21 protein-coding genes are annotated in these 25078 nt (G+C 40.3%); 11 read left to right on the forward strand and 10 right to left on the reverse strand.

Translation table 11 applies throughout. The annotated features are described in order from the left end of the window. Positions 1-59 precede the first annotated feature (59 nt). The 8 genes from AB3N61_RS06550 to AB3N61_RS06585 all read right to left on the reverse strand — a co-directional run bounded on the left by AB3N61_RS06550 (position 60) and on the right by AB3N61_RS06585 (position 13218). The gene (locus AB3N61_RS06550) at positions 60-320 is read right to left on the reverse strand and encodes a TIGR04452 family lipoprotein (protein WP_020768089.1); all 261 of its coding nucleotides are present in this window, start codon (positions 318-320) and stop codon (positions 60-62) included. A gap of 568 nt (positions 321-888) precedes the next feature. Continuing rightward, entirely contained in the window at positions 889-2013 is a 1125-nt protein-coding gene (locus AB3N61_RS06555; protein WP_367898812.1) for a hypothetical protein, read from the reverse strand. After that, positions 2003-3472, reverse strand: coding sequence for a DNA methyltransferase (locus tag AB3N61_RS06560; protein WP_367898813.1), 1470 nt, complete (start codon positions 3470-3472; stop codon positions 2003-2005). Before AB3N61_RS06560 ends, AB3N61_RS06555 begins: the two co-directional genes overlap by 11 nt. Before the next feature lie 204 nt (positions 3473-3676). Next, positions 3677-4804 carry a glycerate kinase gene (locus AB3N61_RS06565; protein WP_367898814.1) on the reverse strand — a complete coding sequence of 376 codons (1128 nt, stop codon included), beginning with the start codon at positions 4802-4804 and terminating at the stop codon, positions 3677-3679. Positions 4805-5077: 273 nt separating this feature from the next. Next, the gene (locus AB3N61_RS06570) at positions 5078-7366 is read right to left on the reverse strand and encodes a glycoside hydrolase family 5 protein (RefSeq protein ID WP_367898815.1); all 2289 of its coding nucleotides are present in this window, start codon (positions 7364-7366) and stop codon (positions 5078-5080) included. Positions 7367-7824: 458 nt separating this feature from the next. Next, the gene (locus AB3N61_RS06575) at positions 7825-8856 is read right to left on the reverse strand and encodes a VOC family protein (RefSeq protein WP_367898816.1); all 1032 of its coding nucleotides are present in this window, start codon (positions 8854-8856) and stop codon (positions 7825-7827) included. A 198-nt stretch (positions 8857-9054) separates the two neighbouring features. Further along, a complete protein-coding gene (locus AB3N61_RS06580) occupies positions 9055-11595 on the reverse strand; it encodes a tyrosinase family protein (protein WP_367898817.1) in 2541 nt (846 codons plus the stop codon). Between the two features lie 444 nt (positions 11596-12039). Beyond that, positions 12040-13218 carry a phospholipase gene (locus AB3N61_RS06585; protein ID WP_367898818.1) on the reverse strand — a complete coding sequence of 393 codons (1179 nt, stop codon included), beginning with the start codon at positions 13216-13218 and terminating at the stop codon, positions 12040-12042. A 243-nt stretch (positions 13219-13461) separates the two neighbouring features. Here AB3N61_RS06585 and AB3N61_RS06590 point away from each other — a divergent pair, with 243 nt between their 5' ends. Continuing rightward, positions 13462-15060 carry a Na+/H+ antiporter gene (locus tag AB3N61_RS06590; RefSeq protein ID WP_367898819.1) on the forward strand — a complete coding sequence of 533 codons (1599 nt, stop codon included), beginning with the start codon at positions 13462-13464 and terminating at the stop codon, positions 15058-15060. Positions 15061-15149: 89 nt separating this feature from the next. On the opposite strand, the gene AB3N61_RS06595 is transcribed toward AB3N61_RS06590, so the two are convergent. Both AB3N61_RS06595 and AB3N61_RS06600 read right to left on the reverse strand, forming a co-directional pair. Next, the gene (locus tag AB3N61_RS06595) at positions 15150-16115 is read right to left on the reverse strand and encodes a lipin/Ned1/Smp2 family protein (protein WP_367898820.1); all 966 of its coding nucleotides are present in this window, start codon (positions 16113-16115) and stop codon (positions 15150-15152) included. A 284-nt stretch (positions 16116-16399) separates the two neighbouring features. Beyond that, positions 16400-17110, reverse strand: a complete 711-nt coding sequence (locus AB3N61_RS06600) for a lysozyme inhibitor LprI family protein (protein ID WP_367898821.1) — start codon at positions 17108-17110, stop codon at positions 16400-16402. Positions 17111-17318: 208 nt separating this feature from the next. Here AB3N61_RS06600 and AB3N61_RS06605 point away from each other — a divergent pair, with 208 nt between their 5' ends. From AB3N61_RS06605 to AB3N61_RS06650, 10 genes are all read left to right on the forward strand, one after another. Further along, positions 17319-17960 carry a hypothetical protein gene (locus AB3N61_RS06605; RefSeq protein WP_367898822.1) on the forward strand — a complete coding sequence of 214 codons (642 nt, stop codon included), beginning with the start codon at positions 17319-17321 and terminating at the stop codon, positions 17958-17960. 410 nt (positions 17961-18370) lie between these two features. Then, positions 18371-18841 carry an LIC_12616 family protein gene (locus AB3N61_RS06610; RefSeq protein ID WP_367898823.1) on the forward strand — a complete coding sequence of 157 codons (471 nt, stop codon included), beginning with the start codon at positions 18371-18373 and terminating at the stop codon, positions 18839-18841. A 3-nt stretch (positions 18842-18844) separates the two neighbouring features. Then, positions 18845-19873, forward strand: coding sequence for a DUF3383 family protein (locus tag AB3N61_RS06615; RefSeq protein ID WP_367898824.1), 1029 nt, complete (start codon positions 18845-18847; stop codon positions 19871-19873). A gap of 11 nt (positions 19874-19884) precedes the next feature. Continuing rightward, a complete protein-coding gene (locus AB3N61_RS06620) occupies positions 19885-20304 on the forward strand; it encodes a phage structural protein (RefSeq protein ID WP_367898825.1) in 420 nt (139 codons plus the stop codon). A gap of 84 nt (positions 20305-20388) precedes the next feature. Further along, positions 20389-20775 (forward strand): hypothetical protein, encoded by a 387-nt coding sequence (locus tag AB3N61_RS06625; RefSeq protein ID WP_367898826.1) that lies wholly within the window; start codon positions 20389-20391, stop codon positions 20773-20775. 187 nt (positions 20776-20962) lie between these two features. Continuing rightward, positions 20963-22693: a hypothetical protein gene (locus AB3N61_RS06630; RefSeq protein WP_367898827.1), complete on the forward strand. Its 1731-nt coding sequence runs from the start codon at positions 20963-20965 to the stop codon at positions 22691-22693. A gap of 1 nt (position 22694) precedes the next feature. Continuing rightward, a complete protein-coding gene (locus tag AB3N61_RS06635; RefSeq protein ID WP_367898828.1) occupies positions 22695-23261 on the forward strand; it encodes a phage baseplate protein in 567 nt (188 codons plus the stop codon). A gap of 2 nt (positions 23262-23263) precedes the next feature. Next, entirely contained in the window at positions 23264-23608 is a 345-nt protein-coding gene (locus tag AB3N61_RS06640; RefSeq protein WP_367898829.1) for a phage baseplate plug protein, read from the forward strand. Next, on the forward strand, positions 23605-24399 hold the full coding sequence (locus AB3N61_RS06645; protein ID WP_367898830.1) for a phage protein: 795 nt from the start codon (positions 23605-23607) through the stop codon (positions 24397-24399). Before AB3N61_RS06640 ends, AB3N61_RS06645 begins: the two co-directional genes overlap by 4 nt. Beyond that, positions 24396-25064 carry a Gp138 family membrane-puncturing spike protein gene (locus AB3N61_RS06650; RefSeq protein ID WP_367898831.1) on the forward strand — a complete coding sequence of 223 codons (669 nt, stop codon included), beginning with the start codon at positions 24396-24398 and terminating at the stop codon, positions 25062-25064. Before AB3N61_RS06645 ends, AB3N61_RS06650 begins: the two co-directional genes overlap by 4 nt. The last annotated feature ends 14 nt before the right edge of the window (positions 25065-25078 follow it).

A 25078-nucleotide genomic window follows, 5' to 3' on the forward strand; every position in this document is an offset into this window, starting at 1 on the left:
ATTCATAATAGAGTCAAGCTGAAATATGCAGTGGAGGCTACTTCGAACGAAGACAAATTTCATGATTGTCCGTATGAATAATTGGAAAGATCATTTATACAGTCATCGACTTCTGATTTTTTGTAATACTTTTTAACATCGATGCCTGCAATTACAGAAGAAAAGATTGCGGTTATTGAGATCTGAGGTTGGCCGATAAGTATTGTTGAATTTACTAAGTCGGTCATGATCGCTGCATCTGCTAACTTAGCGGCAACTTCGTCGCCTTTAATCCGATCATAAGATAAACCTAACGTATCCAAAGCGATACAATTTGACACTGCAAAGAAATAAGCAAAATGAATTTTGGCAAATTTTCCTTAATCATACGACTCCAATTTTTACCAATTAAATGAAATGACTATCATTTTTCAAATATTTAATTTACTAATTTAGTACAAACAAAAGGCTTGGGAATTTATTTCCTTTACATATAGTTAGATGCATTTTACTAAAGATTCTTTGTTTTTGGGAATTTATCTTGATAAACGTGATGTATGGAGATGTGTAAACTGGCTCCATTGTACTTTCCATTCGAGATATCATTGACTAATTTTTCTGGATCCGAAATTATTTCCCCAATGGTGAGAAACGAAATGGATGTGGTTTCCCCCTTTCGTAGGCTGACGGTCGAAAGGTAAAATAAATACAATTTCATATCCTTCTCTTGATATAGAGAACTCGATTGCAAAGCACGCTTAGTTGAAAATTCGATGGTGATCTTAATTAAAATCTATGAAAGTATCAAGAACAGGGACTACCGTTTCAAATATTCGTTTAATTACGCCTAACAACCGCGTTGCCCCGAGCGTCGCGGAGGCACCGAAATTTATACGATGTCCCAAAAAATCATTTAGTAATGAAAATAATATCTGATATAGATTTGAAAGAATTTGGTTTCCCTGGATAGCTATATTCAACAATTAAATCAGTTACTTCAACATTTGTAAATTTGTCTAAAAAGGAATGTATTGCGGGAGTAAGTAAGTCTAAGTTTCGCTTTAATTTCCATGAACTGGAAAAATCAACTTTATCTATCAAAACCAAGAATATCCGATTTTCAGATCCAAATCGCATTTCACCTTGATTTTCATATAGCCATCTGATTAAATCTCTAGGGTTAGTGATAGTATTAGTAATGATTTTATTATTTTCTAATTTGATCCTTTCTAAAACTTCTAAAGCTTCTTTCGTTCCTTTGTCCTTTATTTTTTCAGTAATTTCATAATATATATCAGAATCTTTGGCTTTTTTATCATAAGGAATACTGAGCTCCTTTGCCTTAGACTTTAGATATGTAAGTTCAACAGGGAGACCAGATTCTCTTCTTTTCTTCTTTAGATACTCAGAAGGGAAATATGTAACTTTTAAGTCAAAGGGAATGTTGTCGATAAAGAAATCGACACCCTTTATTTGCCCTACTGCCGGCAAGACAGTGCTATGTGATTTGAATATATGTTCAATTAAAATACTAGACCAGTGATTATACCAGCTATTTAGAACATAGCCTTGGACAACCGAATTAATTTCCTTCTCAAATTTAGAAACTAACAAATCATAATTAGTGATTTTCTTAACATAATGACTAATAAGATATTTATCTAAGGAATTTTGGTAGTCGCCACCCCACTGAAAAACTTTTAATTTATAGAGTTCTGAGACTAGTTTTTTTTGATCTAAACTTTTTAAAACAATTCTATTCGTCTTTTGTATAAATGTATCCAGAAGTAGGTGAGATTTTTTTGAATTTGTTTTTAGAATGTCAAATAATTCCATGAATGATTTTGTTAAAGTACTTTCAGAAAGAGTAATTGAGTTTTCAGCTAAAAAATCACTTAAAATATCTTTTCGTATAATTGACTTTGTTTTTAGCCAGAGCTGGGCTTCCGAATTTGTATTAAATTCTTGTAAGTTCTCAGAATTATAAAGTTTGAGCCATTTAATGAATTCTTTAGACATTTTTTTAACTTTCAATTTTCGGTAAGTATGAGATCCATCCAGGTAACTTTTCAAGTTCGCGATCTTCCATTATAACTGACTTATTTTTTACCATTACCAAGACGTAATCAGTTTTCATTCCGCCTTTTCTATTATCTTGCACTACAGAGTTAGCTGAATATTCCATTGGAAAGGCGCCGATATAGTTCAGATTGCTAGTGCTAGATAATAGTTCCATAAATTTCCAGCTTTGTTTATCGCGCGCATTATAATATAGCAAAAATAGACCGTCATCTTTTAATACTCTGCTCGACTCAGAGATGAATAAAGTCATATCTTTGATATAGCTTGTCTTTTTCTTATTTCTTTCCTTGGCATTAGAAACAATTATTTCATCTTCAAAGATTACGTTCTTATTAAGAATTGAATTCCATAGCTCACTTAATTCTAGGTAAGGAATTCTGTCGCTATGAGGAGGATCAGTGCAGATTAGTTTAATAGATTTATCTGGTATTTCTTTTAAGCTTATTAGGCAATTTGCGTGAATAATGGATGCACCATTATTATCTTTTAGAAGTGAGTTTATTGAATCTTTGAGAGTATACTTTTTGATTAATGTGTCTTGCAAAGCTTTATATAATTTTTTTGCCCTGCTTTCAAAACAGTTCCACACATTGATTTCGAAATGTAGGTTCGGCTTCCAAAAACCAATTACCCAACTTCCAACTTCAATTTTTTCAGAAACGAGATTTTTCGTTTTTCCTCGGCCTGTTATAGCAAAAACCATAGATGACATTTGTCCAGAAGACGATGTTAAGGTTAAAAACAATGCTCTCTTAATTGGCTCAGGATATTTTTTTATTTCATCGATTATTAAGTCTATATTATGGAGAGCCCTTCCAGTAAATAAATCAGTTATTGCCATTTCCGCTTTAGAATTAATTCGTGAATTTGTAAAGAATGTTGATTTCCTTATATTTTTTGGTTCATAGCCTGCAAATTTGCTGATTTGATATAGGTCGATGTCGCTGGGGTCAGCCTCCAATCTATTCCGACCAGTCTCCGGTCGCCGCCAAACTCTCACCAGAGAACCTTCTTTCCAGAGAAAATGTGAAGCAATTTTACTATTTTCAGTATGATAAGTAGAATTGATTTTTTCCTTTATTGATCTTTCTATTTCATTGAATGCCCGAATATACTCACTTGGATTTGGCAGATCTAATACAAACTTTGTATGCTCGATAGAAAAGGGATTGATATCAATACCGATAAATCTTCTGTTTCTAAGCAAACATTCTCGGCTTATTAGACCTGAACCTAAGAAGGGATCTAGAACAATATCAGTTTCATCTGTGTAATTCTGTATGAAATATGCCAAGCTTTCCGTTGGCTTTTTTCCCCAATATTTATGAAAGGAGAAAATTCCCTTGTAAGTCTCGGGATTACTGATATCGTGAACCGTTTTTTCATTCAAATTAAAAAGTGTTTGTTGCATAGTGCCTTGTACAAGCGTAGAATTATAGCGTTTACAGTCGAGCACACAAAACTCTACAATTTCACAGAGAATTTGCAATCTAGTTGCGTTTATGAGATGATATAGAACCTAAATTTTTTGTCTACGCCTACTTAAAAAGAGTTTCCATGTCCTGAGGCAAACATTTTTGGGATATCGTATAACTTTCAACTTCCTGAAATAAAATTACTTTACCAAGCTGAGAGTTCTTGTAATAGCCCGGGATAGCTCAGAAGCGGCGGTTTTACGTGACGGCACAATACCATTAGTTGAAACCGCTATTGTCTTGGGATAATTGGCTGCTTCCAATTTATCTCGGTCTGCCACAGCTCCGCTGACTACTAAACAGTCGGCACCAACTTTACGGCAGAGGTGAACCACTCCATCTACGAGTTTACCTGTCAGGGTTCCTGCGTCGGTCTTACCTTCCCCGGTGAGGACCAAGTCGCCTGGACGGATCATGCTAGCTAATCCGGACTCTTCTAAAAAGAAAGAAGAACCGGAGCTGAGTGTTGCCTTCTTTTTTGTCATTCCGAGGAAAGGAAGTGCAATTCCTCCTCCTGCACCGACACCGGCAGGCCAATTTGTATCATTTTGTACAGCAAACTCCGCCCATAAACGGGAGAGATTCTCGAGTCCGTCTTCCAATAAAACAATATCGCTCGGCGTAGCACCTTTCTGAGGGCCGAACAATTTGGGGGCGCCTGTCGGACCGAGCAGAGGATTGGTTACATCCGTAAACATTTTGATATCGGCTTCTATCGACTTAAATGTGGCTGGCGGTATGAGCCTTCGAGCATTCGGTAAATATCGTAGAGATTGCACAAGGTTACTTTTGCTGTCCAATAGCTGAAACCCGAATTCGTGTAAGATCCCTAGTCCACCGTCACATACTGCAGTTCCTCCTAGAAATAAAATTAACTCCCTTTTTTGCGAGTCCAGCATACCCCGAACCCAGCGACCAAGGCCACAACTCGTGCGATCCAGAAGAGGAAGTCTGCGATTCCCTTGGAAGTTTAAGGAAAGTAATCGTGCCGATTCAAAATAAGCATCGGTATTATTGGTAAGATAACAAACGGAACGGTTGAGCCCGCCTGCGTTGGGAAGGATATCTGCCCGAAGATTCAACTTTGGCCGCAATGTGTGGAGGGCAACGAGACTCCCTTCTCCTCCATCGGCCAGAGGGAGTTCAACCATCTGGATTTTTTCCCCCCAAGCATTGCGAACGCCTGAGTGCATAGCCCTTGCAGCACGGGTTGCGCTAAGAGTTCCTTTGAATTTGTCCGGTGCTATGAGGATTCGGTTGTAGCGCATTCACAAAGGTCCGTTTTTGAAGTTAAAAACGGTTTTGGACAAGCAAATTTTAAGATAAAAGTGAGTGTGGTGAAACGCTGGGACTTTTTTCTCACCAATAGCCAAGGACGCTAGTTGAGAAAAAGATTCCGGTAACCTTTCAACCGGAATCGATTGCGGAAAATATTTACTCTATTCTGAATGTTCACTAAAGAGGGGTCGCTTTCCCTGAATCCATTCAATTAGATTGCGACCCCTTGATTCCCGAAAAGAATCAATTCCGGTAATTTGTTACTATCGATTTTGAATGGTGACATTCTCCGTTTTCACGTAAGAAGTATCAAACCACCAAGCACGAACTTCCATAGGGCGATCCGCTTTATCCGGTGCGATATGAAAATCTAACGAGAAGTTGGTGTACTGGCCTGGACCTGCAAACTCGTGTCTATAAACATCCCTTCTTGCCAACACATCTTGGCCGTCGAAAACGTCTATTGTAACGACTTTATCGTTATTCGCGTTTGTAACATCCACTAACATACGGAATACCGCTCGCTTGTTGCCCGTTCCCCAACGACCTCTATCGTACGGACCGTAGATGATATGATCCGCCCAATGATCCGCCGTGGTTACAACCCAAGCGTCTCCTTCAGCAAATCCGGTACGGTGAGAAAGATTTTTTGCCTTATAAACTAAAGGTAATTCTCCGCTCAATGGAGAAGAGCAACAAAGTAGTGCGGCTCCTCCTCCGTCTCTTTGAGCAACTCCGGCTACGTATTCGCTGTCGGCACATTGGCCTTTGTAAGAACCTGGCGCCCAGTCTCCTCCACGCTGAGAAGAACGGTTATCTCCTCTATCGAACCAAACGGTGCGGCAAGAGTTTGCAAGAGGTACCTTACTATGTGCGCAAAGGATGCCGCTTGTTCCCCAAGAATGTTTGGTCGCTCCTGCAACATAATAATCGTTTGGACATTCGTATTTTGTAAATCCGCCGGCCCAGTCACCTGTGCCGTGATAACGAGTAGTAGTCTCATACACTGCTTGCACATTGATTGCACGGTCTGCATGCCAAAGTTTTCCGTACTTAGTATCACTACAAAGAGCTCTTTGGTCACGGCTCAAACCTAATAGACGTTCTCCGTCAGGACAGGTCCCTTTGTTTGCTCCTACAAGCCAATCATTGTCAATCGTACTTACGTTATCATCTACACCGTTAAATCCGATCTTGGTCAAATGATCCACATAAGCCACCGATCCTGTTTTACCGGAGGAAGCAAGAAGGCGATCCATATGTTCATCTCTCCAGTTGCCTCTTTTGGTTTGAGACCAATCGGAAGTTACAAGTCCCCATTCATCTTCTCCGTTCAGAGGCCAAAATGCGAAATCGATATCCTTCTCGATTAAATAATCCACCAATCTTTTAAACCATTCTCGATCGGCTGGGTTGGTTTCTCCCGGGGAAGCTCCGAATTCACTCACCCAAACCGGTGCCGTTGTTACTGTATCCGGTTCAACCACGTATCCCCATTCGTCAGTGATCGTGTTTCGGAACGTAGTTGCATCCATATCCTTATATTTTATATTTCCTCCGGATGTACCGTCGTCACCGTTATGTTTCGGTCCGATAAAACCGTAGTTATGGGCTGCATATACAAGTTTATTTACATTACGAATATGGACCTGAAGATCACGAACCGGTTTTAAGTGGGGACGTTCTCCGGAACCTAAAATAGGGATCGCACCCCACCAGTTGATTCCCTCTACTACGATGACCATGTCCGGGTTGACGCGTAAGATATCATTTCCCGCTTCCTGAGCGGCCTTACGCCAGTCGTCAATATTATTCCAACCCCAGTTCGGACTATTCGGCAAATGTGTATCGTTAAAACGTTGGGTGCGTACTTCGTTCCTAAGATCCGCAGCAGCGACTAACTTGTTATTCTTATAACGATTCACTAAGAATACCCAATCCGCTTTCCACATTTCGGGAGTTTGATTATATGCGAAGGAAGATCCGGTATGATACCATTGACCGTTATAGTCGAAACCGCAGCACCATTCGGAGAAAGTGGTATGGTTATTCAATACAACAACGATCCCTGCTGCAGTCAGAGCGGCAACGGTCTCATCGTAGATCTGTAGAGGCGTTTTTCCGAAAAATTGCGGGTTAGCCGCCACAAATTCGTTCGGAACAATATTCGCATCATGGAGCATTACATTAGAAAAAGGTAAACGAACCGAATTAAAGCCCCATTCCTGGATCAAAGAAATAATATGAGAAATAGGTTGTTTATCCAGACCCCCCACTACCTGTCGTGTATCACTGGCTCCATACCAGTTCACCGCTTTTAATTTGAAGCGGTTATTGTTCGAGTCTACGATATATCTTCCATTCGTACTTAGAGGAACGACCGGAGGACTGCTTGGCACAGCCAAAGACATCACTGACCGATAAGCGGACTTTGCCGATTTCGGAAGTGAGAAAGGTAAATACGCTTGGTCTGTTTCAGGGGAACAACTTGCTAATATAGCAAAGACCACCGATACAGAACAAAAAATTTTCATTTTCCTTCTGTTAAACATTTTGAATTCTCTCCATTGAATTCCCAATCAATCACGGATACTTTTATATGTGTGTGGGATATTAAACGGTGTGTACTTATAAATCGTTTACTTTTGCCCAAGATTCTTCTAAGTATCTAAAGTTTTTTCTTTTTAAAGCATTTGTTATGATAAAAATATTGAACGAACAGTCCATATATTTAAAATCCGAATATTACAAAATGTTTATTATATTAAATATATGGAATATACTAGATTGGAGATCTTGGGCGCCTCCTCGCGAACAACTCAAAGTTCCCCCCATATAGTCTTTAATCGCTCGGACCGGGCTATCCGCTTGCATCTGCGCCTCACCATGATTATGTTGCGGCGCAGTATGCCGCTACTATCCCTGGCGCGGTGTTTATTCGCCGAGGATCTCCATTACTCTCGGGTAGGCGCACAGTCATTCTGGCGGATAACTTTCGGTTTTTGGAAGATTATTTTCTCAGGGGTGTATTGTCTAGGGTGGACTTATTCTGAGAAAGAAGGAGGAGATTTCCCTCCGGATCTTTGAGTATTGTAGTATTGCCTTGTTCTTCCAATTTGATCCCGCCTTCTTGTAGTATTTTATTCACTGATGAACGTAAATCCAAAACACGGAATCCTATGGCTATTTTTCCTATATCAGATTTACTTAATGGGCCTCTTGCACTGAAAGTATTGTAGGTAAAGATCTCTAAGGTGGGTCCACCTTCATCATATCCGGGTAATGAAAGATGGCGCCCTTTGACTTCTATTCCTCGGAGATCGGTTAGATTTTCTATAAAGTCTCCCTTATAATCCCTTTCGAAACCTGTGGGATTCGCTGCCAATACTTTACTATAAAATGAAAGAGCCTTGGTCCAATCCTTGGAATTAATATTTACATGAAGGAATCGGATCTCGTCCATTTTCGGGGGATCCAGTTTGAAGTAAGTCCGTACGAACGAATTTAGACTTCGGAATATTGTGCTTGGACTAAGGGGAGTCGGAAACGGAATGTGGATCTCGAATATATTCCCATCCGGATCCCTTCCATAGATTGCGGGAACTTTTTGTAAATTTTCAAAACGACTATCTATCCTTCCTCCGTTTTTTTGGATCGTTCGGATAAGACCCGGAACATTATCCGTTTCGAAACAGATATGAGCGTAACCTAGGTCATTTGCGGCGGAGGTTGATAGATTGGGCTTCTTCGACTTTAATATCGTTAATAATGGGCCTTCGCCCTGATAACCCGGTGTTCTAAGTGTAATCACGGAAGAGAGCGGATCTCCAAGTATCCAACTGGGCGTACTTTTCGCTTCCGTTGCACGAAATACGGTCTTATAAAAATCGGAAAGACGTTTTGGATCCGGGCTCCTGAAAATTACCGTCTCAAAAGAAAAATCCGAATTTGGGATCCTTTTGTATTCATGGGGAGGAGTGGAAAACACCCAAAAAGTAAGTAATAATAAGACGGAGACTAGGACGATCAGTATTTTTTTCATACGCTACCAAGAATAGAATGTGAGATCCGACATACCGATTGAAAATGTCAGGTCTTAGGGCTATTTTCAGAATAGCATAAATATTCTTTTTCCCGCTTGAATGAATCCGGTATGATCGAAAAAAGATGAGTCCCTCCGACAATGGATGCGTCTCTAGTGCTGGGGCAACGTAACTTTGTTTTTCGTTAAGTTACTATGTCATTGCAAAGATTCGATACGAACACATACGGGAATATTTTTTAAGGAAAGATATGTGCATCTTATTTCTCCGTTCATTTCTTGGAGAAAGACCTCATGCTTGGTAGATATACCTTCTATCGGAGCTGGATTAGTCCAGTTGATTGCATCTATGGAGGTGCTGTACAGGACCCGGTTGGCGTCATCTACAGCGGTCGCGATTAGCATTTCTTCAAACACACAAAGAGTCGCAGATGTAATTAAAGTAAATCCGCCAAACAACGATGCCTTTTCCGAAAAGCCGGTATTTTCTAAAGCACCAAATACTAATCTTTCTGTCCCGGAGAAAGTTACATATAGAATATCTTTGTAGCTAATTAAATTCACCATTCTATATGTATTCCAAGCTCCAAAAATTGTTAGCATGTTTTCTTTCTTCCATTCGAGTTTGGAGTCTGCCCACGCTAATCTTGCGATATTATCTCTACCTACAGTGCCAACATACACGTAGTCTTTATGGGAGCATACCGATATCGGCAAAGTGGTTTTCCAGTCGGGAATTTCGACCGGATTAGGCCAATTTACTCCATCCTCAGAAACGCCGACTCGTACTTCATCGAATTTACCTATGAAAGAATAAAAGATTCTTTTAGAATCTTGTTGAGTCAATAGGATCGCCTTCCAAGTCTCCCACCATCCCAATAAAGTACCGAAAACACGTTTCACAGGTTCTGCATTTAGTTTTATGGGAGAGAATGAAAGAGATTGCTGGCTTGGAATTTTGGCTGCAACATAAAGATTCTTATTCGAATAGGCCATTCCGATCCCATGAAAGCTAGATTTGTCTGTAAATATTTGAGTGGGAGATTCCGGCCAATTTACACCATCAAACGAGAAGGCGTAATACATACCACCGGCAAAGAAAATGCCTCTTTGGGTGAAGGTAGTATATAACGCTTCATCATTTACATTCGTAAGATTCATTTCGCGTCCTGCACTCCAAGACGAAAATATACGTTTCGGTTCGCTCCATGTATCTTTCTTTGTAGGGTCGGCGGAAGAGGTAATATGCATATCTACACCTAAAAGTCCGGCACCCACCTGGCTTAGAAAGAGTTTCCCTTTAAATGCGGCAAGACCAAGTGGATTGGATGTTCTCCAAAGACCTAAGGGAGAAACCATATCGCTGGTAGACCAGTTATCCCCGTCATTCGACCAGCCGACTAAAATGTCTCCCAAAGGGTTGCCAACCCAAGATAAAAACAGTTTATCCTGAAAGGCGGTCAGTACCATCGATTTAGAGGTCTGCCAACTTCCATAGATCCTTGTTGGCTTAGTCCATGTTCGGCCATCGATCGAACTGGTTATATATGCCCCATTATCTTCTCCGATAATACTCGCAAAAATTTTTCCATTGAATTCGGCTAAATAGATGGGTTGTATTACCTTGATATCCGTAAACTGACTTTCGGACAATGTTTGGAGTGATTTCTCCGGGCTATAGCTGAAGAACGAAACCCCCTTTTCTTTAACACAAGCTACGATTACTCCAGAACCGAATGGAGCCGGACGGATTCCATATTTACTATCTAATTCTCGTTGATCTAACCAATCCCATTTCGGTTCATAGCTTGCCGTTCCGATATAAGCTCCATGGTCTTTCGGATAAGTAAAAGAAAAATAGTATTTCTCTTTTAGTGAAGTTATGCCGACTGCATTTTCCCCCTCCCAAGATGAGAATGGATAAATTGGGTCTGTAGCTAGTGCTTTATATTCGTAGCCGAGAGACTTATAATCCCATACTTTTTCCGGTGTCCATCCTGGGAGACCTACTAACTCGTCTTTCCAGTTTTGTCCCTCAGTCTCTCCACTTTGCGGTACGTACTTAGAATTCGGATATTTGTCCTGCCACTGCGCCCATAAGCGATCTACATTGCAATGATGAAGAAAAAAAGCTGGATCATTTGGGGCAGTACTCGTATTAGACATGGCTCCCCCGATCCAATCGTGAATATAGTCGTGCAGATTCATTTCCATATAGGTGCGAAAAAAAGAATCGATGCTATTATTCCACAGACCTTTGAATATCCCATCATACTTCTCTATTAATTGAGCATCCCGGATCTTTGTTTTCGTTGGAAATGGGCCGGATTCCCAATAGAGGGATCTTTCTAAAAATGAACCCGTCTTATCGAATATATTATCCTTCGAATTATATTCAATTACTTCCCAGTCTTTAAAAGGGCCCGTTATTCTGGATAATTGATCCCCACTATTAATCTTGGTCCCCATAAACTTAGGATCTAGGAAAATGTTTGCTCTCGAATCACTTATAGTCCAGTCCCAATAGGGAAGTGACATTTCTGGATCTCCACTCGCTTTCTGGAGTTCCTTCTCGAATTCAAAAATCATTGCACGATGCCAGGGAAGAAAAGAAGGAGAATGATGTGCTGCATTCGTTTTATAATCTGTATTACTAGGTGAAATTCCCGGAGTCGGACTCAGAGCTAATTGGTGGAATTTTATGAAATTATCGTAGATCCGATCTTTACTATTTTTCATAGATAAGACCGCGTTCACGAACTTAAGGCGTTCTTCGTTCGTTAGGTCGGCGACGTTTTTTCGAAATCTCATGCTGATTACTCCTATGATCGAGGAGGCGATATTCTGCCCTTATGTATTGCTTGTTCAATAAAATCTTAATATTATTTAAGTGCATAATATTCAATATTTATAAATTTATGTCAATATGTATACTTTATGATATAATTATTAACGAATATTATAATTGTGCATAAGGTGTGAATATCTTTGTGTAACACCTGCAGACGACGGAAAGACGTATGGTTATATCATAACGTGAGTTAGGTGTGGGATATTAGAGCAGGTTCGAACTATTCTGTTTTTAGAACGATTCGCTTTGGGACAGGGAAATTAGAAGGAACATGCCCGTTTTGCAGCCGGAATTAATTCCGGCTAAGAGGAGAAAAATACAAAGCAACGTTCCTAGTTCAATCCTGCTCTAACATAATTCCGGAGATGAGAACCCACACCTTTCATGTGTTCGGAAATCGTTGAATCTAAATCTCCCAAAAACTTTTGATTGATCGCAGGTAAAAGTTTCCCTTCCGAAAATCCATTCAACAGATTCGATTCGTCAATTAAAGTATCGATCCGATCGGAAATATCGTAACTTTGTTTTGCAACTATATTTACTAGATAGGAATTGTCATACTTACCGTAGCTATTGTCCAGATCGGTTTGTCTCAAATTTACAATGAATGGATGAGTGAAATTTTTAGTTCGATACGCATTTCGTAATGTACTAAAATGATATTTTTCTATGGTGGTATGTCGGCTGGAGATCCTATCAATTGTTTCGTTTTTGGCGGTTTCGAAACCAAGGATCGCTTTTAGATTGATCCAAAGCATACTGATCGTCCCAAAATTCGGGAGAACTCTGGAGTGATAGGGTTGGGTAAGATCGGCAACATAATGCATCCCCCAGCCTAAAAACCTATATCCCCAATAGGAATGTCCCGTTTGAAAAGCAAAACGGGAAAGTGTCATAAACTGAAATACTCTGTATTTTGGATAGGTCCGGGTTAAAAATCCAGCCGCGGCAAAAATGATAGGAGATTCGTGGTAATAACCTATATGAAACGGAACCTGGGTTGCATAATAGATCTTAGGATCACCGAAAGACTGTATTCCAAAACCGTACTCTTTTCCGAAACTTTCTCCATTATCCTCGAATAGGTTTAGATCTAATCCGAAATCCGGTTCGTCACCTGCGGTTGCAAGAACTTCGATAGGACTTACAAGTTCTCCAATTCGAATATCATAAAATTCGTAATCTTCCTTGAGATCCCTTTTTCCGTTGAGACTGACCGTGTTCGGATCTGATTTTTTTCCGGGCATGGGGTTTCCTGGAAGATTTTGCAAAAAATAACCTAACGGTGTTCCGGTGTTCACCCTGAGCGCTCGTAGAAACTGATTTCGGATCGTCTTTCTATCTCCACCTTTGAATCCAAGAGCCTCCGGAAGTGGGGCGTTTGTATCGTAGCTAAGATTCGCTTCCTTCTCCATATCCCTCATAAGAGGGATCAGTTTGTCCTGTTCTTTCAGTAAAAAGTCTTCTAGCGATTCTACTTTTACTTTAGGAGCGGATACCAATTCAGGCATAACTTCGAGAGCCGGTCGATTGAATAGAAAATGATTCCACCATGCTTCTGCGGGTGTGGCGAATAGACAAAGTGAGGCGATGAAAATTAGACTAGAGTAATATTTGAGCACACCAAAGAATTCTGGATCAGCAAGAGAAGTCAACAGCAAACTGCCGAAGAGAAAAATACTAGATTGTAAAGTAGTTGAGCGGATGAAAAGGTTTATGATGATCTGTAAAATCTCTCTCTCAAACAGGAAAAGATGGAAAATATCCTAGTCGAATATGTATATCTGATTTTGATCATTCTTGGATTGGTTGTGATTGCCGATAGACTAGGGCTTGCGTATCCGATCGTTTTATTGATCGGAGGTCTTGTGGTCAGCGCCATTCCATTTTTCCAAAATATTACCATCACACCGGAACTTGTTTTTCTAATTTTTCTTCCGCCATTACTGTACGAAGCTGCTTGGCAAATTTCCTGGAAAGAATTTTGGAAATGGAGAAGGATCATCGCAGGTTTTGCGTTTCCGATCGTGATCATTACTTCTTGTGCGATTGCATTGATTTCCACTTCTCTCATTCCGGGATTTACTTTAGCGATCGGATTTTTATTAGGAGGGATTATCTCTCCTCCCGATTCTATATCTTCCGTTACTATCATGAAACAAACAAAGGCTCCTAAGTCCGTTGTGAGTATCGCAGAAGGAGAAAGTTTATTGAACGATGCTTCTTCTTTGATCGTGTTCCGTTTTGCATTGGCGGCTGCAGTCACCGGACAATTTTATCTACAAGAAGCTGCAATCAGTTTTATTTGGGTGGTAATCGCCGGTTCATTGATCGGTCTAACGGTAGGACTTGTATTCTATGGGATCCATCGTTGGCTTCCTCTTACGCCGAGTATAGAGATCGTTTTAACTTTTGTGACTCCGTATTGTATGTATTACTTGGCGGAACATTTTCATGTTTCCGGAGTTCTTGCTGTGGTCTGTGGCGGGCTACTTCTGTCTAGCAAACGCCAAAGTTTATTGAGTTATGCGAGCCGTATCCAAGGCGTGAATGTTTGGAATAGTATCGTATTCATTCTAAACGGGCTTATCTTCCTATTGATCGGTTTGCAGTTACCTTCTATCGTAAATCAATTGGGAGATATTAGTATTACCAGTGCAATCGTCTACGGATTGGTGATCTCATTCGCCTTGATCATTATTCGGATTATCATTACTCTTTGTACCTCCGGTTTTACTCGGATTATGAGCAATTTTATAGAAGTCACGGAAGTAAATCCGGGATGGAAAATCCCTATCGTTTTAGGATGGGCAGGGATCCGAGGGGTTGTTTCTCTTGCGGCAGCGCTTTCTATTCCGATCTATATAAACGGAGAAACTCCTTTTCCTTATCGGAATTTGATCCTATTTATCACATTCTTAGTGATCTTGACAACTATGATCTTTAACGGACTCACTCTTCCTTGGTTGATACGGAAATTGAACGTAATGGATTTTCAAATTCCCGTTCCGGTCCATAAGCAGGAGGTGATGATCCAAAAAAGATTGGCTTCGGAGTCGTTAAGGTATTTGGAAGAAAAAAATCATACCGGTGCAAAAAAGAATAAACATCTCAAAAATCTGATCTCTCGTTTAAAAACGGAATTGGGATATTTCGAGGAAGAGCTCAAGGGAATGTCCGGCATTCATAGGGGAGAAAGAAAAGAATACGGAGACGTATATTTGGAATTATTACAATTCCAAAGAGATGTTCTAAATGACCTCAATCATGATTCTGGATTCGACGAGGAAGTGATCCGCAAATACCATGCGTTGATCGACATAGAAGAGTATAAGACCAGAGAAAGTGATTGATTATACTTTCCCCGGTCTAGGTCTCCGATTTGCCCTAAGTTCGATTGTTTATCTAAACTGGGAGCGGTTCAGCACTTTTTTATACGTTTTTACAAGTAGCAAGATGCGGATTGAGGAGTACTTGCGACTACGGTATTATAGTGAAGAGAATAATTACCCGTGATGGACTGTGTTCCTTCTTTCCCTGCATGCTCTCCTATGATCCAAGTATCCGCTTTCGGAATGCCGCCTGCAGCATAAGCCGCAATATCAGTAGTCGCATTTCCGTACGCACGGATAATATCCAAGCCTACGGTATTGCGCAAATAGTTGATATAATCCGTTTTATAAGACTGTACATTCTCGCCCCAATATTCCGAATGAGGATGATAATGCCATGATTTTATCCCCTTTATTGGGAACCATTCGCGTGTATCCTTGGTATTCCAGTAAGGGCGACCGGTCAGATAGATAACCTGATAACCTTTGTTACGATATGCATTTACAGTTTCGGGAGCGTAATAATAAGTATCCGCAATTTTGATGCCGGCATAATCGGCAATAGACTCGAAATCATTCTTGGTTAAGGTTCCATCCACATCGAATAAAACCGTTTGGCGACCGGGATCTGCGACGGTCAAATAACCGTCAGCGCTAGAAAGATCACCTTCCACCACCATACGAACAATATAGTCGCCCGTTGCTCGGACCCCTAAGTTTGCGGTGATCTTTCCGTCGCCGTTCGTAGTATACCGACCCACATAATTCCAGCCGCTCATAGCGGTTCCGTAAATATAAACATGGATGTATTCACCTTCCAAATCCTTATGGAATACGGCATCATAGTCGAATTTGCCGACCATAGTTGCATTCGATCCGGATTTTACGATCGTATCATAGACCATATGATACGGTACATATAGACCGGCCAATATCGTATTTCCGAAATTACGGAAACTTCTTTTGGTGGGTTTCGAAAAACTAGGCGGGTTGGAAGGTGTGATGTAGTCCGGACAATCCGCCCAAAGACCGATAGAGAACACACTTAAACACAAGACTAACAAAAAGAATCGCATAGGAATCTCCAAATATTTTTTTCATCTGTAAGCTCGTTCGAAAAAAAGTTGTAATCGGATTACAAAAATTTCCCAAACAGCGGCGAATGTATTGGAGCAGTATAGGTAGAGCAAGAAGAAACTAAAAATATGAGCGTAACAAGAAGTGAAAATATAAAATACGAATCAATGAGCAAAGAGAATGCAATTGTTATAAATAACTTATATATAATTCATATATAAGAAACTTCTAAACAATTAAGATGGTTAGTCGATTTTAGTTAGAAGTCAAACTGTTATGCATTCTATTTTTTTTGTTTAAATTCATATCTATAACTTCCCCCGAAATAAGCCCTTGCTCCGTGATACGCGGAACAAGAAATTTCCTCCACCTCTATCCTATTTTGAAAATATTGGAATTCCAATAAGCAGCAGTCCGGATCTTCCGAATTACATCCTGGTGTGGAAGCCCAAATCCATTTTCCTTCTTTAGCCGGGGTCCAATTTCCGCTTACTTCTCCCAGATGAGCAGTAGGACCTCTCACAACCTCCAGAGAAAATTGGATTTCGTTACTCGAGGTATCTCGAAAAAGTTTTAAACTTCCACCGAAGCCATCCGTATAAGAACCAAGTCCTTCTTTAGATACCGTGGAGAATTTCCAAACATGATGTAAATATTTGGTTCTTTCTGCAGTAGTCCCAGTCTTGCAGATGATCGTTTCAATCCCAGATTCATCCGAAGAATACATAGGACCTTCACAAATCCCGTCTCTGTATCCGATCCAAAGCACTTGCAATTTTTTTAAATCTTCTTTCTCGGGATCGGATAGACCTTCCCTTATTTTTTTATAAGTAAGATTCAATTCTTTGTCAGCGACTTGGTACTCGTTCATGTAACATTTTTTCTGATCGTTTTTGTTTTTGATCTTGGAACAAGGATCCGCCGGTTCGGATGTTTTGGATAAAAGGGAAAATGCAAGTAGGAGCAGGGAGGCGGAGGAGAGTAGAAAGCGCATGAAAGGATTTTATTATCCAACGGGAGATGACAATAATTTTCCGAGAATCTTCTTTATCTGCTATTCTATTTGGTTTCGGGGCGGATTTTATAGATCTTAGTTGACATGATTTTTGAAGAAGAATTATTTTACGCCATCGTTGTTGATATTTGAGCAGTACTTGCTCGTAGAGGAATTTTATATGTCAATCTTGCGTAAACGAGGAACAATGGATACGAAGAAATTCGTAAAGCGCCTTATGGCATATGGCTCTAAAAAGTACGGCTTACTTTATGATCGATGGGTTATTTTCGGAGTAAGAGGAATTAATTTTAAGAATGGCATTATTGAGGCGAATAATGACGCCATTAACGAATACAATGATGCTTTATTTTTAATCAGGATTGTGAATAAATCTCTGGAATTCAAAGTATACTCATGTACGATCGATCCGGGACGTTATTGGTTAAATCAACCGATGAATCCGGCTGGAACTGCCCGAATTGCAGAAGGGGTTTATAAATATAAGTTAGGTATGCATAAGGGGCATAAAGCCTTAAATCAATATGCAAAAGTAACCGTTAACCGATATGCCCCTCACCAAAATGCGAAACCATGGTTCAAATGGAAAGATGAATCCTTTTCTGTATCCCAGACTGGATTTTTTGCGATCAATATCCATGCTAAAAGTGGCTCATCTAAGTTTGTCGAAATGGCGAGTGCCGGATGCACTGTTTTAAATGCTACCTGGACAGATCAGGCTTGGTTAGAGTTTTATGCAACGATAGAGTCGGCGATCTCGACTCATTCTCAAGGTTACATATGCTATTGCGTTTTAGACCAAAGCGTTGCCGTTTCTATTCTCTCATAATTTAATCGCTTTTCTAACCAAGAGACTGCTTTCGACCCAATAAAAGCAGACTCCATTACTCGTTTTCGATAACAAACTTTGTTTTTTAAATCACATTTCATAAAATTGTCGAATTTTCTGAAAATTATTCGATTAAATGGACCCTTTTTTTACTTGTTTAACTCTAAGCTTCCATTAAATGTCGTTAATTCATTAAAAAGGATACAATATCTCAAAATAGATAAATAGATTTATTTTTTTTCGAAAAATAAAATTTAAAATTTCAATTACTTGTCTTTTTTTGGAAATTGTGTCTTTTGTCGAAGATTTCGGTATAATAACCAATAAGAGAGAGATTTTGATCTTAGATGATTCCTGGCACTGTTGTAGAAACTATCTTTCAAAGAATTCAATCGGATACTTCGGTAACTTTGCTTCGATTTGACGAAGAGCAAAGTTCTTACCCGCTTGGAGTATACAGATCAACTTCTTGTTTAGTGGAATCGGTTTATCGAAACGTTCATACTCAAGCGGAGAAGGTTGGAGATCCTACAACCGTAGTTATGACTCGGTTCGAAAAATACCAGGATACATATTCATTAAATTTTTTTGATACTCAGAATCTTGAGAACGCAAGAGTCGCTGCTATGAATGTATTTCATTGGTTCGGGGCTCCTGATAATCGCTCTTTCTGCACCGAATATTCGATCATTCCCCGTCTTATCGCTACTAATATTCAAGACAAAAGTGTTTTTCAAAATTCGACCTGGCTTTATCAGGTCGGGTTCGACATTCGATTTGATTATACATTCGAATACTCGGAAGAAACGGAGACAATCTCCAAAATACAAATTACCGAAGAATTCGGCAGTCATAATGAAAATCTGGAAATAGAGGTTTAGCAAATGGCATTTATTAATGATATCATAATAGATATCACTCGGGGGACCCAAGGGTTAACACAAAAATCGTTTCGACCGCTTATCTTAAAAGCAGGGGATAGTTCCGCCACCGCTTTGGAAAAGTATATTGTGTCTGATCTAACTGATCTTACCTCTGCTGGATTTACATCCTCAGATGACGTTTATAAAATGGCAGCAGTAATGTTTGCGCAGTCGCCTAAGCCGGAAGATATCATGATCGTGGTGTCGCCCGATACTATCTCGGATGCCTTGGATGAACTTCGTGAATCTGATGATAATTTTTATGCGGTCTGCATCACTTCAAGAGCCAAAGCGGATTTGAATGCGGCTGGTACTTGGGCGAACGCAAATAAGAAATTTTTCTTTGGATGTTCGTCTGATATTACTTCTCTCGATTCCAGAAACGTGGATAGAGAAGCGTATCTGATCCATAATAATACGCCTGGAGATTTTCCTGAGTGCGCTTGGGTTGGGCAGAATATTCCGAAACAACCCGGATCGACCACTTTTAAATGGAAACGTTTAAACGGACAAAATGCTTCCAGCTTTACCAAGACCGAACTGACTACAATTCGCACTAGTAAGGGACAAGCTTTGCAGGAGATGGCCGGAGCAACTTACGTAAATGAAGGCACGACCACTTCCGGAGAATTTATTGATGTGATCGTTGGACAGGACTGGGTCGAGGACCAGCTCCAAACAGACCTACTTTCGCTATTTCTGAATAATGAAAAAATTGCTTTGGATGATTCAGGCATCGCTCAGGTGGAAGGTGTAGTGCGTAACGTTTTGAAGAGAGCAGGTGATGCAGGTATCGTTGCAAGGGCATCCTCCGAGTATGATCTGAAATTATCGGACGATAAAGTATATATGAGCCAGGTATTCGTTCCAAGAAGGGCGGATATTTCCGTTAATGATAGAGCGAATAGGGAATTGAAAGGTGTTCGATTTGTATACTATCTCGCCGGCGCAATTCATAAAGTAAATGTTAACGGCTTAATTACGGTTTAAGGAAATATAATATGGCTGATAAATTTTTAGGAACATACGATCCAAACCAGGTTACTCTTTCCGTTTCCGGAAGATTGGTATCGGGATTTTTCGACGGTACATTCATTTCCGTCAAACGAGCTGAAAATGAGATTTATAAAACTCATGTGGGCGCAAGGGGAGAAGTTTCCAGAACAAAGAACAATAATACTTCCGGACAAATCACTTTTACTTTGAAGGGGACTTCTCCGGATAACGCATTCTTGGATCTGGTCAAAAACCTTCCCAACACTTTTCCAGTGATGGTAAAGAACAATTCAGACGGAAAATTCGTAGCGGTTGCAAGTCAAGCTTGGGTCACGACCGATCCCGATAAGGAATTCGGTGTCGAAGAGAGTGGAGTAGAATGGGTTTTGACCTGCGCAGATCTAAATAAAGCACATTTAGGCTGAACGAAATTAGACTCGCTTTACGGATCTTCAGAGTAAGTAAGGAAAGCGAGTTCTATTCAAAAAAAGAAATAAAGGAATCATAACATGTCTTACCAAGAAACAATACAAGTTAACGGAAAGGAATATATTCTCCAACACCCGGGCTCGAAAGAATGGATCAAATTGAAATCTAAAATGTTCAAGATCGCGGATGGAAATATGGACCTTTCGGTGATACTGGAATATTGTTTCGATCACGTAGTTTTTCCTGGAAAAGGAGCCGCCAAGTTATCGATTGATGGGCCTTTGGGTCTAGATGGAAAAGCCACAGTGCTGCAGCAGGCTGAATTGAAATCTTGGATCCGGGAACTGGAGGAGGTGTGGGAAATTATTCTTCCCCGATTTCTTAGAGGGGAGTTGGAGCCCGGATTTTCCTGGCCAGAAAATGGAGCAAGAAACGGTAAAGCGTCTCTTGCAAATCAACCGTCTTGAGGAAGTTCGACTAAAGCGGGAGCTGGACGAGGAAATCTCGATATGGAGGCCGGTCGTAAACGGCATTCTTACTTATTCGGAGGCTTGCAAAATGCACCCAAGAGATTTAGCAAAAGCGAATATACTAGTAGATAGAATGATCAAAGAGCAGAATCAGGCTGCGAATAAATCACGCGGAAGATAATTCATGAACGAAGACTGGATAAAGGAAATGCAAAAGCTTGCTAAAGAATTTGAAAAACTGCAAGCTTCGTTCGGAAAGGAATTAACGAAGGCATTTAAGTCCGCTTCTGCAGAAGTTAAGTCGTGGGGAAAAAGTTTAAATAATTTCTATAAGAGTGCTTTCAATCAATTGAATTCTTGGGGAAAGACCGCTACAGTATGGATGAAGAAGATAGGAAATTCTTTATCTGCTTCTTTCAAGTCGAGTACGGAACTTTTCAAAAAGAATTTTTCAAAAATCGCCGATGTTAGTCTATCCAAATGGGCAAAACTTGGAAACGTTACTAAGGGTTTACCTGGAGGCATTCCTTCTCAATTCATCGATTTAGATGCAGCGAAAGCTTTGGAAAAGCAAAGAATGGAGCTTAAAAGATTGACCGGTGCTCAGGGATACCAAGCTCTTGCCGCAACGATAGCAAAAGTAAAAAAAGAATCCAACGGGTTCGCTTCTGAAAGCGAATTGTTAACTGCTTCGAAAGATGCACTTCAATACGGGCATTCCATTGATTTCGTGAGACAATCAATGGAAAGTTTTCAAAAACTTTCTAAAATTTCCGGGGCAGCAACTTCTTCATTATATGATGAGGCTAAAAACTTTATCGAAACTGGAGACCTCGGCCTTCTTAAGAATAATGCGGCTCTTTCTGCGTATATTCAGCAGGCAAAGACAATAGGGGATGGAGAAGACTTAAATTCTCAAACCAAACGAAGAGAATTATTATCCAAAGCCTTAGAAAAGAATGCGCAGATACAGGAAGAATACAATCGGTATGCCTATTCAAACGTAGGAGCTCAAGAACAATTAGCTGCAACAATCGGCAACTTGACATTGGCATTTGGAGACTTGCTTCTCCCGATCCTGACTCCTTTCGTTAAACTATTCGCTACTATATTAGGTTATTTTGTTAACTTCATGGACTATATAAAACAGTCCGTGGTTTTAACGCGTATATTCCAAGGGATCCTGCTCGTATTGGTCGGGACATTCTCTTGGTGGTGGGTGGCTATCACCGCAATCATTCTCATAATTGCGGATCTATATGGATGGATCACAGGCGGCGAATCGGTTATAGGACAATTTTTCGGACCCTTCGAGAAATTTAAGGAAAATGCCGTAAAATGGTTTGCGGCCGGGATCAATTGGATCAAAAGTGCATTCAATTCCTTATTAAATTTCGCTAATACATATGGAAAATACCTGATTATGGCTATTTTTCCCATATCAATTTTGTATTTCTATTTCAATCAAATCAAAAGTGGTGTTATAGGTTTTGTGAGTTCTATAACTACTGCATTTTCTTCCATTAATTGGAAGGCGTTAATACCGGATTGGGTTTTAACAGCCGCAAAATCTCTTTCTAACATCGTGGGTGGAAGTTCCGCGCAATCTGGCACTGGTGGAATATTAGCCAGTCTAAGCGGAGCCAGAGCATCCGGCGGAGTTGTTTCCGCAGGAAAGTCATACTTAGTCGGAGAAAGAGGACCCGAATTATTCACTCCGGGGAGTTCCGGGAAAATCATCCCGAATGGGGCGGGAGGAGGTTCCGTTGTAGTCCAAAGTGTTGTTGGAACTTTAATAGTTAATGTTACCGGTCCGAATGAGGCCGGAACGGAAATAAAAGAAGCAGTTATGAGAGCTTTAGACGAGCTATCCGAAGATATTTTACCCGCAAAATTAGGATTAGCGATTACGTAATATGCCTGCCATTGTTCAAAGAGCCAAGAGTTTATTTTATGGAGAACGGACCCAAACTTATTTAAAGGGTAATGGAACCGACCTAATATTCGATTCTACTATTTCTATCTCTAAAGACCGCACGGCTAATGCAACAAATCATGCGGTGGAGAAGGGATCCGATATAACCGATCATGTTACCAACGAACCGATCGGAGTCTCTCTTACTGCGATCATTTCCGATTCCGATTGGGATCCATTAGACCCATTATCGTTCGTAAACAAAAAAGTTAAAGAACGTTTATCGCTTCTTTACGACTGGATGGATAAGAAGGTGATTATCGCCTTTTATTCTTACGATGAAATAGTAGAAAACCTGATTATTGAATCGGTTTCGGAAGAACAAGCAGTTGACCTCGGCGACGGGCGCAAGTTGAACCTGAAATTGAAAAAGATAGTCATAGCCGAACCGAGAAAAGTAGAAGTTACCCTGAAATCTCCGGTACCAAAGGCAGGGGTTACCGCCACGGCTACAAAACAAGTTTCTGGAAGTGCAGGTGCCAATAAAAATATCTGCGGCGGGCTGTAAGAATGATTGATCTTGAATATTTACCCATTTCTTCGAGCGAAATTCCTATAGAGAAAGATTTCACAATAGGGGAGACTTATTCATTTCGTTTTTTGTATAATGAAAGGGCCGATTTTTATACATGTACGATTTTGGATTCCAATGCTAATATCCTATTTACGACTAAGATCTGTTATGCGAGAGAGCTGATCGACGCTCAGATCCAAAATTTGGGCATTAACCGTTTAATTATTCCGTTAAATCCTCAAGAGATCGAGCAGAATCGCGTATTACAAGGCCAGATCGTAAATCAGAAAATGTTCGGAAACGATATCCTTTTGATCCTTGGAAGGTCCGTGGAAGAATGAGCACGCTCTTTAATCGAGTTGCAAAAGTGAAAATAGGGGGAAGAGAATTCTCATATCCTCCTTTTTCCATAGAATTCACTCAGGAACAGAAAATTGGGAATCTGCAATCCGCTACTTTGAAATTATATAATCCTTCTCCGGAAACGATCCGTGTCTTTGAAGCAAAGAAAAAAGGATCCGGAAAAATATTCCCAAAAGTGACGGTTAGTGCCGGATATAAAGAAGATTCCGGTACCGTTGTGCTGGGAGAAGCAATTAATTATTCAGTTTCCCAGAGTGGAGTAGATAGAATTTTAGAAGTAAAGATCTCGGACTCTACGACTAAATGGAGTACTGCGATCGTTAATAAGAGTTATAAAAAGTCATCCGCCATTTCCGTGATCAAGGATGCATGTAAAAGTATTGGTATAGATCCAGGTGAGATCGAATTGGGAGAGAATAAAACTTATGATTCGATTACAGTTAGAGGTTTTAGCGATTCCATCCGAAAGATTGCATCAGATACCAAATCTGAATTCTATTTCCGGAACGGTTTATTAACTCTCCAGCCGAAAAATTCCAAAAAGAAACAAGTAACATTGCTAAATTCTTATTCCGGACTTTTGGAAAAACCCGAAAAAACCGCGAAAGGGTATAAGATCAAGACCTTATTTCTCTATTCTCTTTGTGTCGGAATGATCGTTAAGATCGAATCTAAGGACGTAAATCTGACGGCTAAGATCGTAAAAGGCACAAAGAACTTTTCTACCTTTGGCGACGCGAATTGTGAATTCGAGGTAATACCGGCATGAGTTTCGCAGAATTATTGGATCGGTATACGGATAAAAAAGGAAGAGGAATGCAGCTCGGTATGGTCTGCCAAGTGGAGTCCTTCGACGCCGGCGCAATGCGAGCGGATGTACTTCCTTTAGTAAGAGAGAAAAATGAATTGGATGAAGTCTCCAATTATCCAGTAATCCCCGGGATCCCAGTGCAATACGTACAAATCGGACAGGACTGTTATATTAAACCTTTTTATCAAAGAGGTGATTTGGTTTGGGTAGGCTTTTCTACATTCGATATTTCTAATAGTTTAGCCGGAAGTGGAAGGAAGCAGGAAGTCCGACCGGACTCTAAAATTTTCGGATTAGAGAATGCCTGTTTGATCGGTCGTATTGCTCAGCAAGGTTGGTCCGAGCCGCAAAATATGATCAAGTTCGAAGATGGTAAGTTAACATTGAAGGTTGGCTCCACCGAACTATCGATCGGCCCTGATGGCGTGGAAGTGACTGGCGATTTGACTGTTGAAGGAGAAGTAGGGGGCAATGTGGTTTATGAAACGGATCTTTCTCCTTCCGGATCAGACAAAGGGGGGCTTTCCATTGGAGAGATTAAAGATAAATTCAATAGCCATAAACATAGTGGAGTAACTGCCGGTGCTGGGTCTACTGCGACTCCATTGCCACAATTGTCTTGAGGGATTTTTCATTA

Source organism: Leptospira sp. WS58.C1, from assembly GCF_040833995.1.
Taxonomy (GTDB): domain Bacteria; phylum Spirochaetota; class Leptospiria; order Leptospirales; family Leptospiraceae; genus Leptospira_B; species Leptospira_B cinconiae.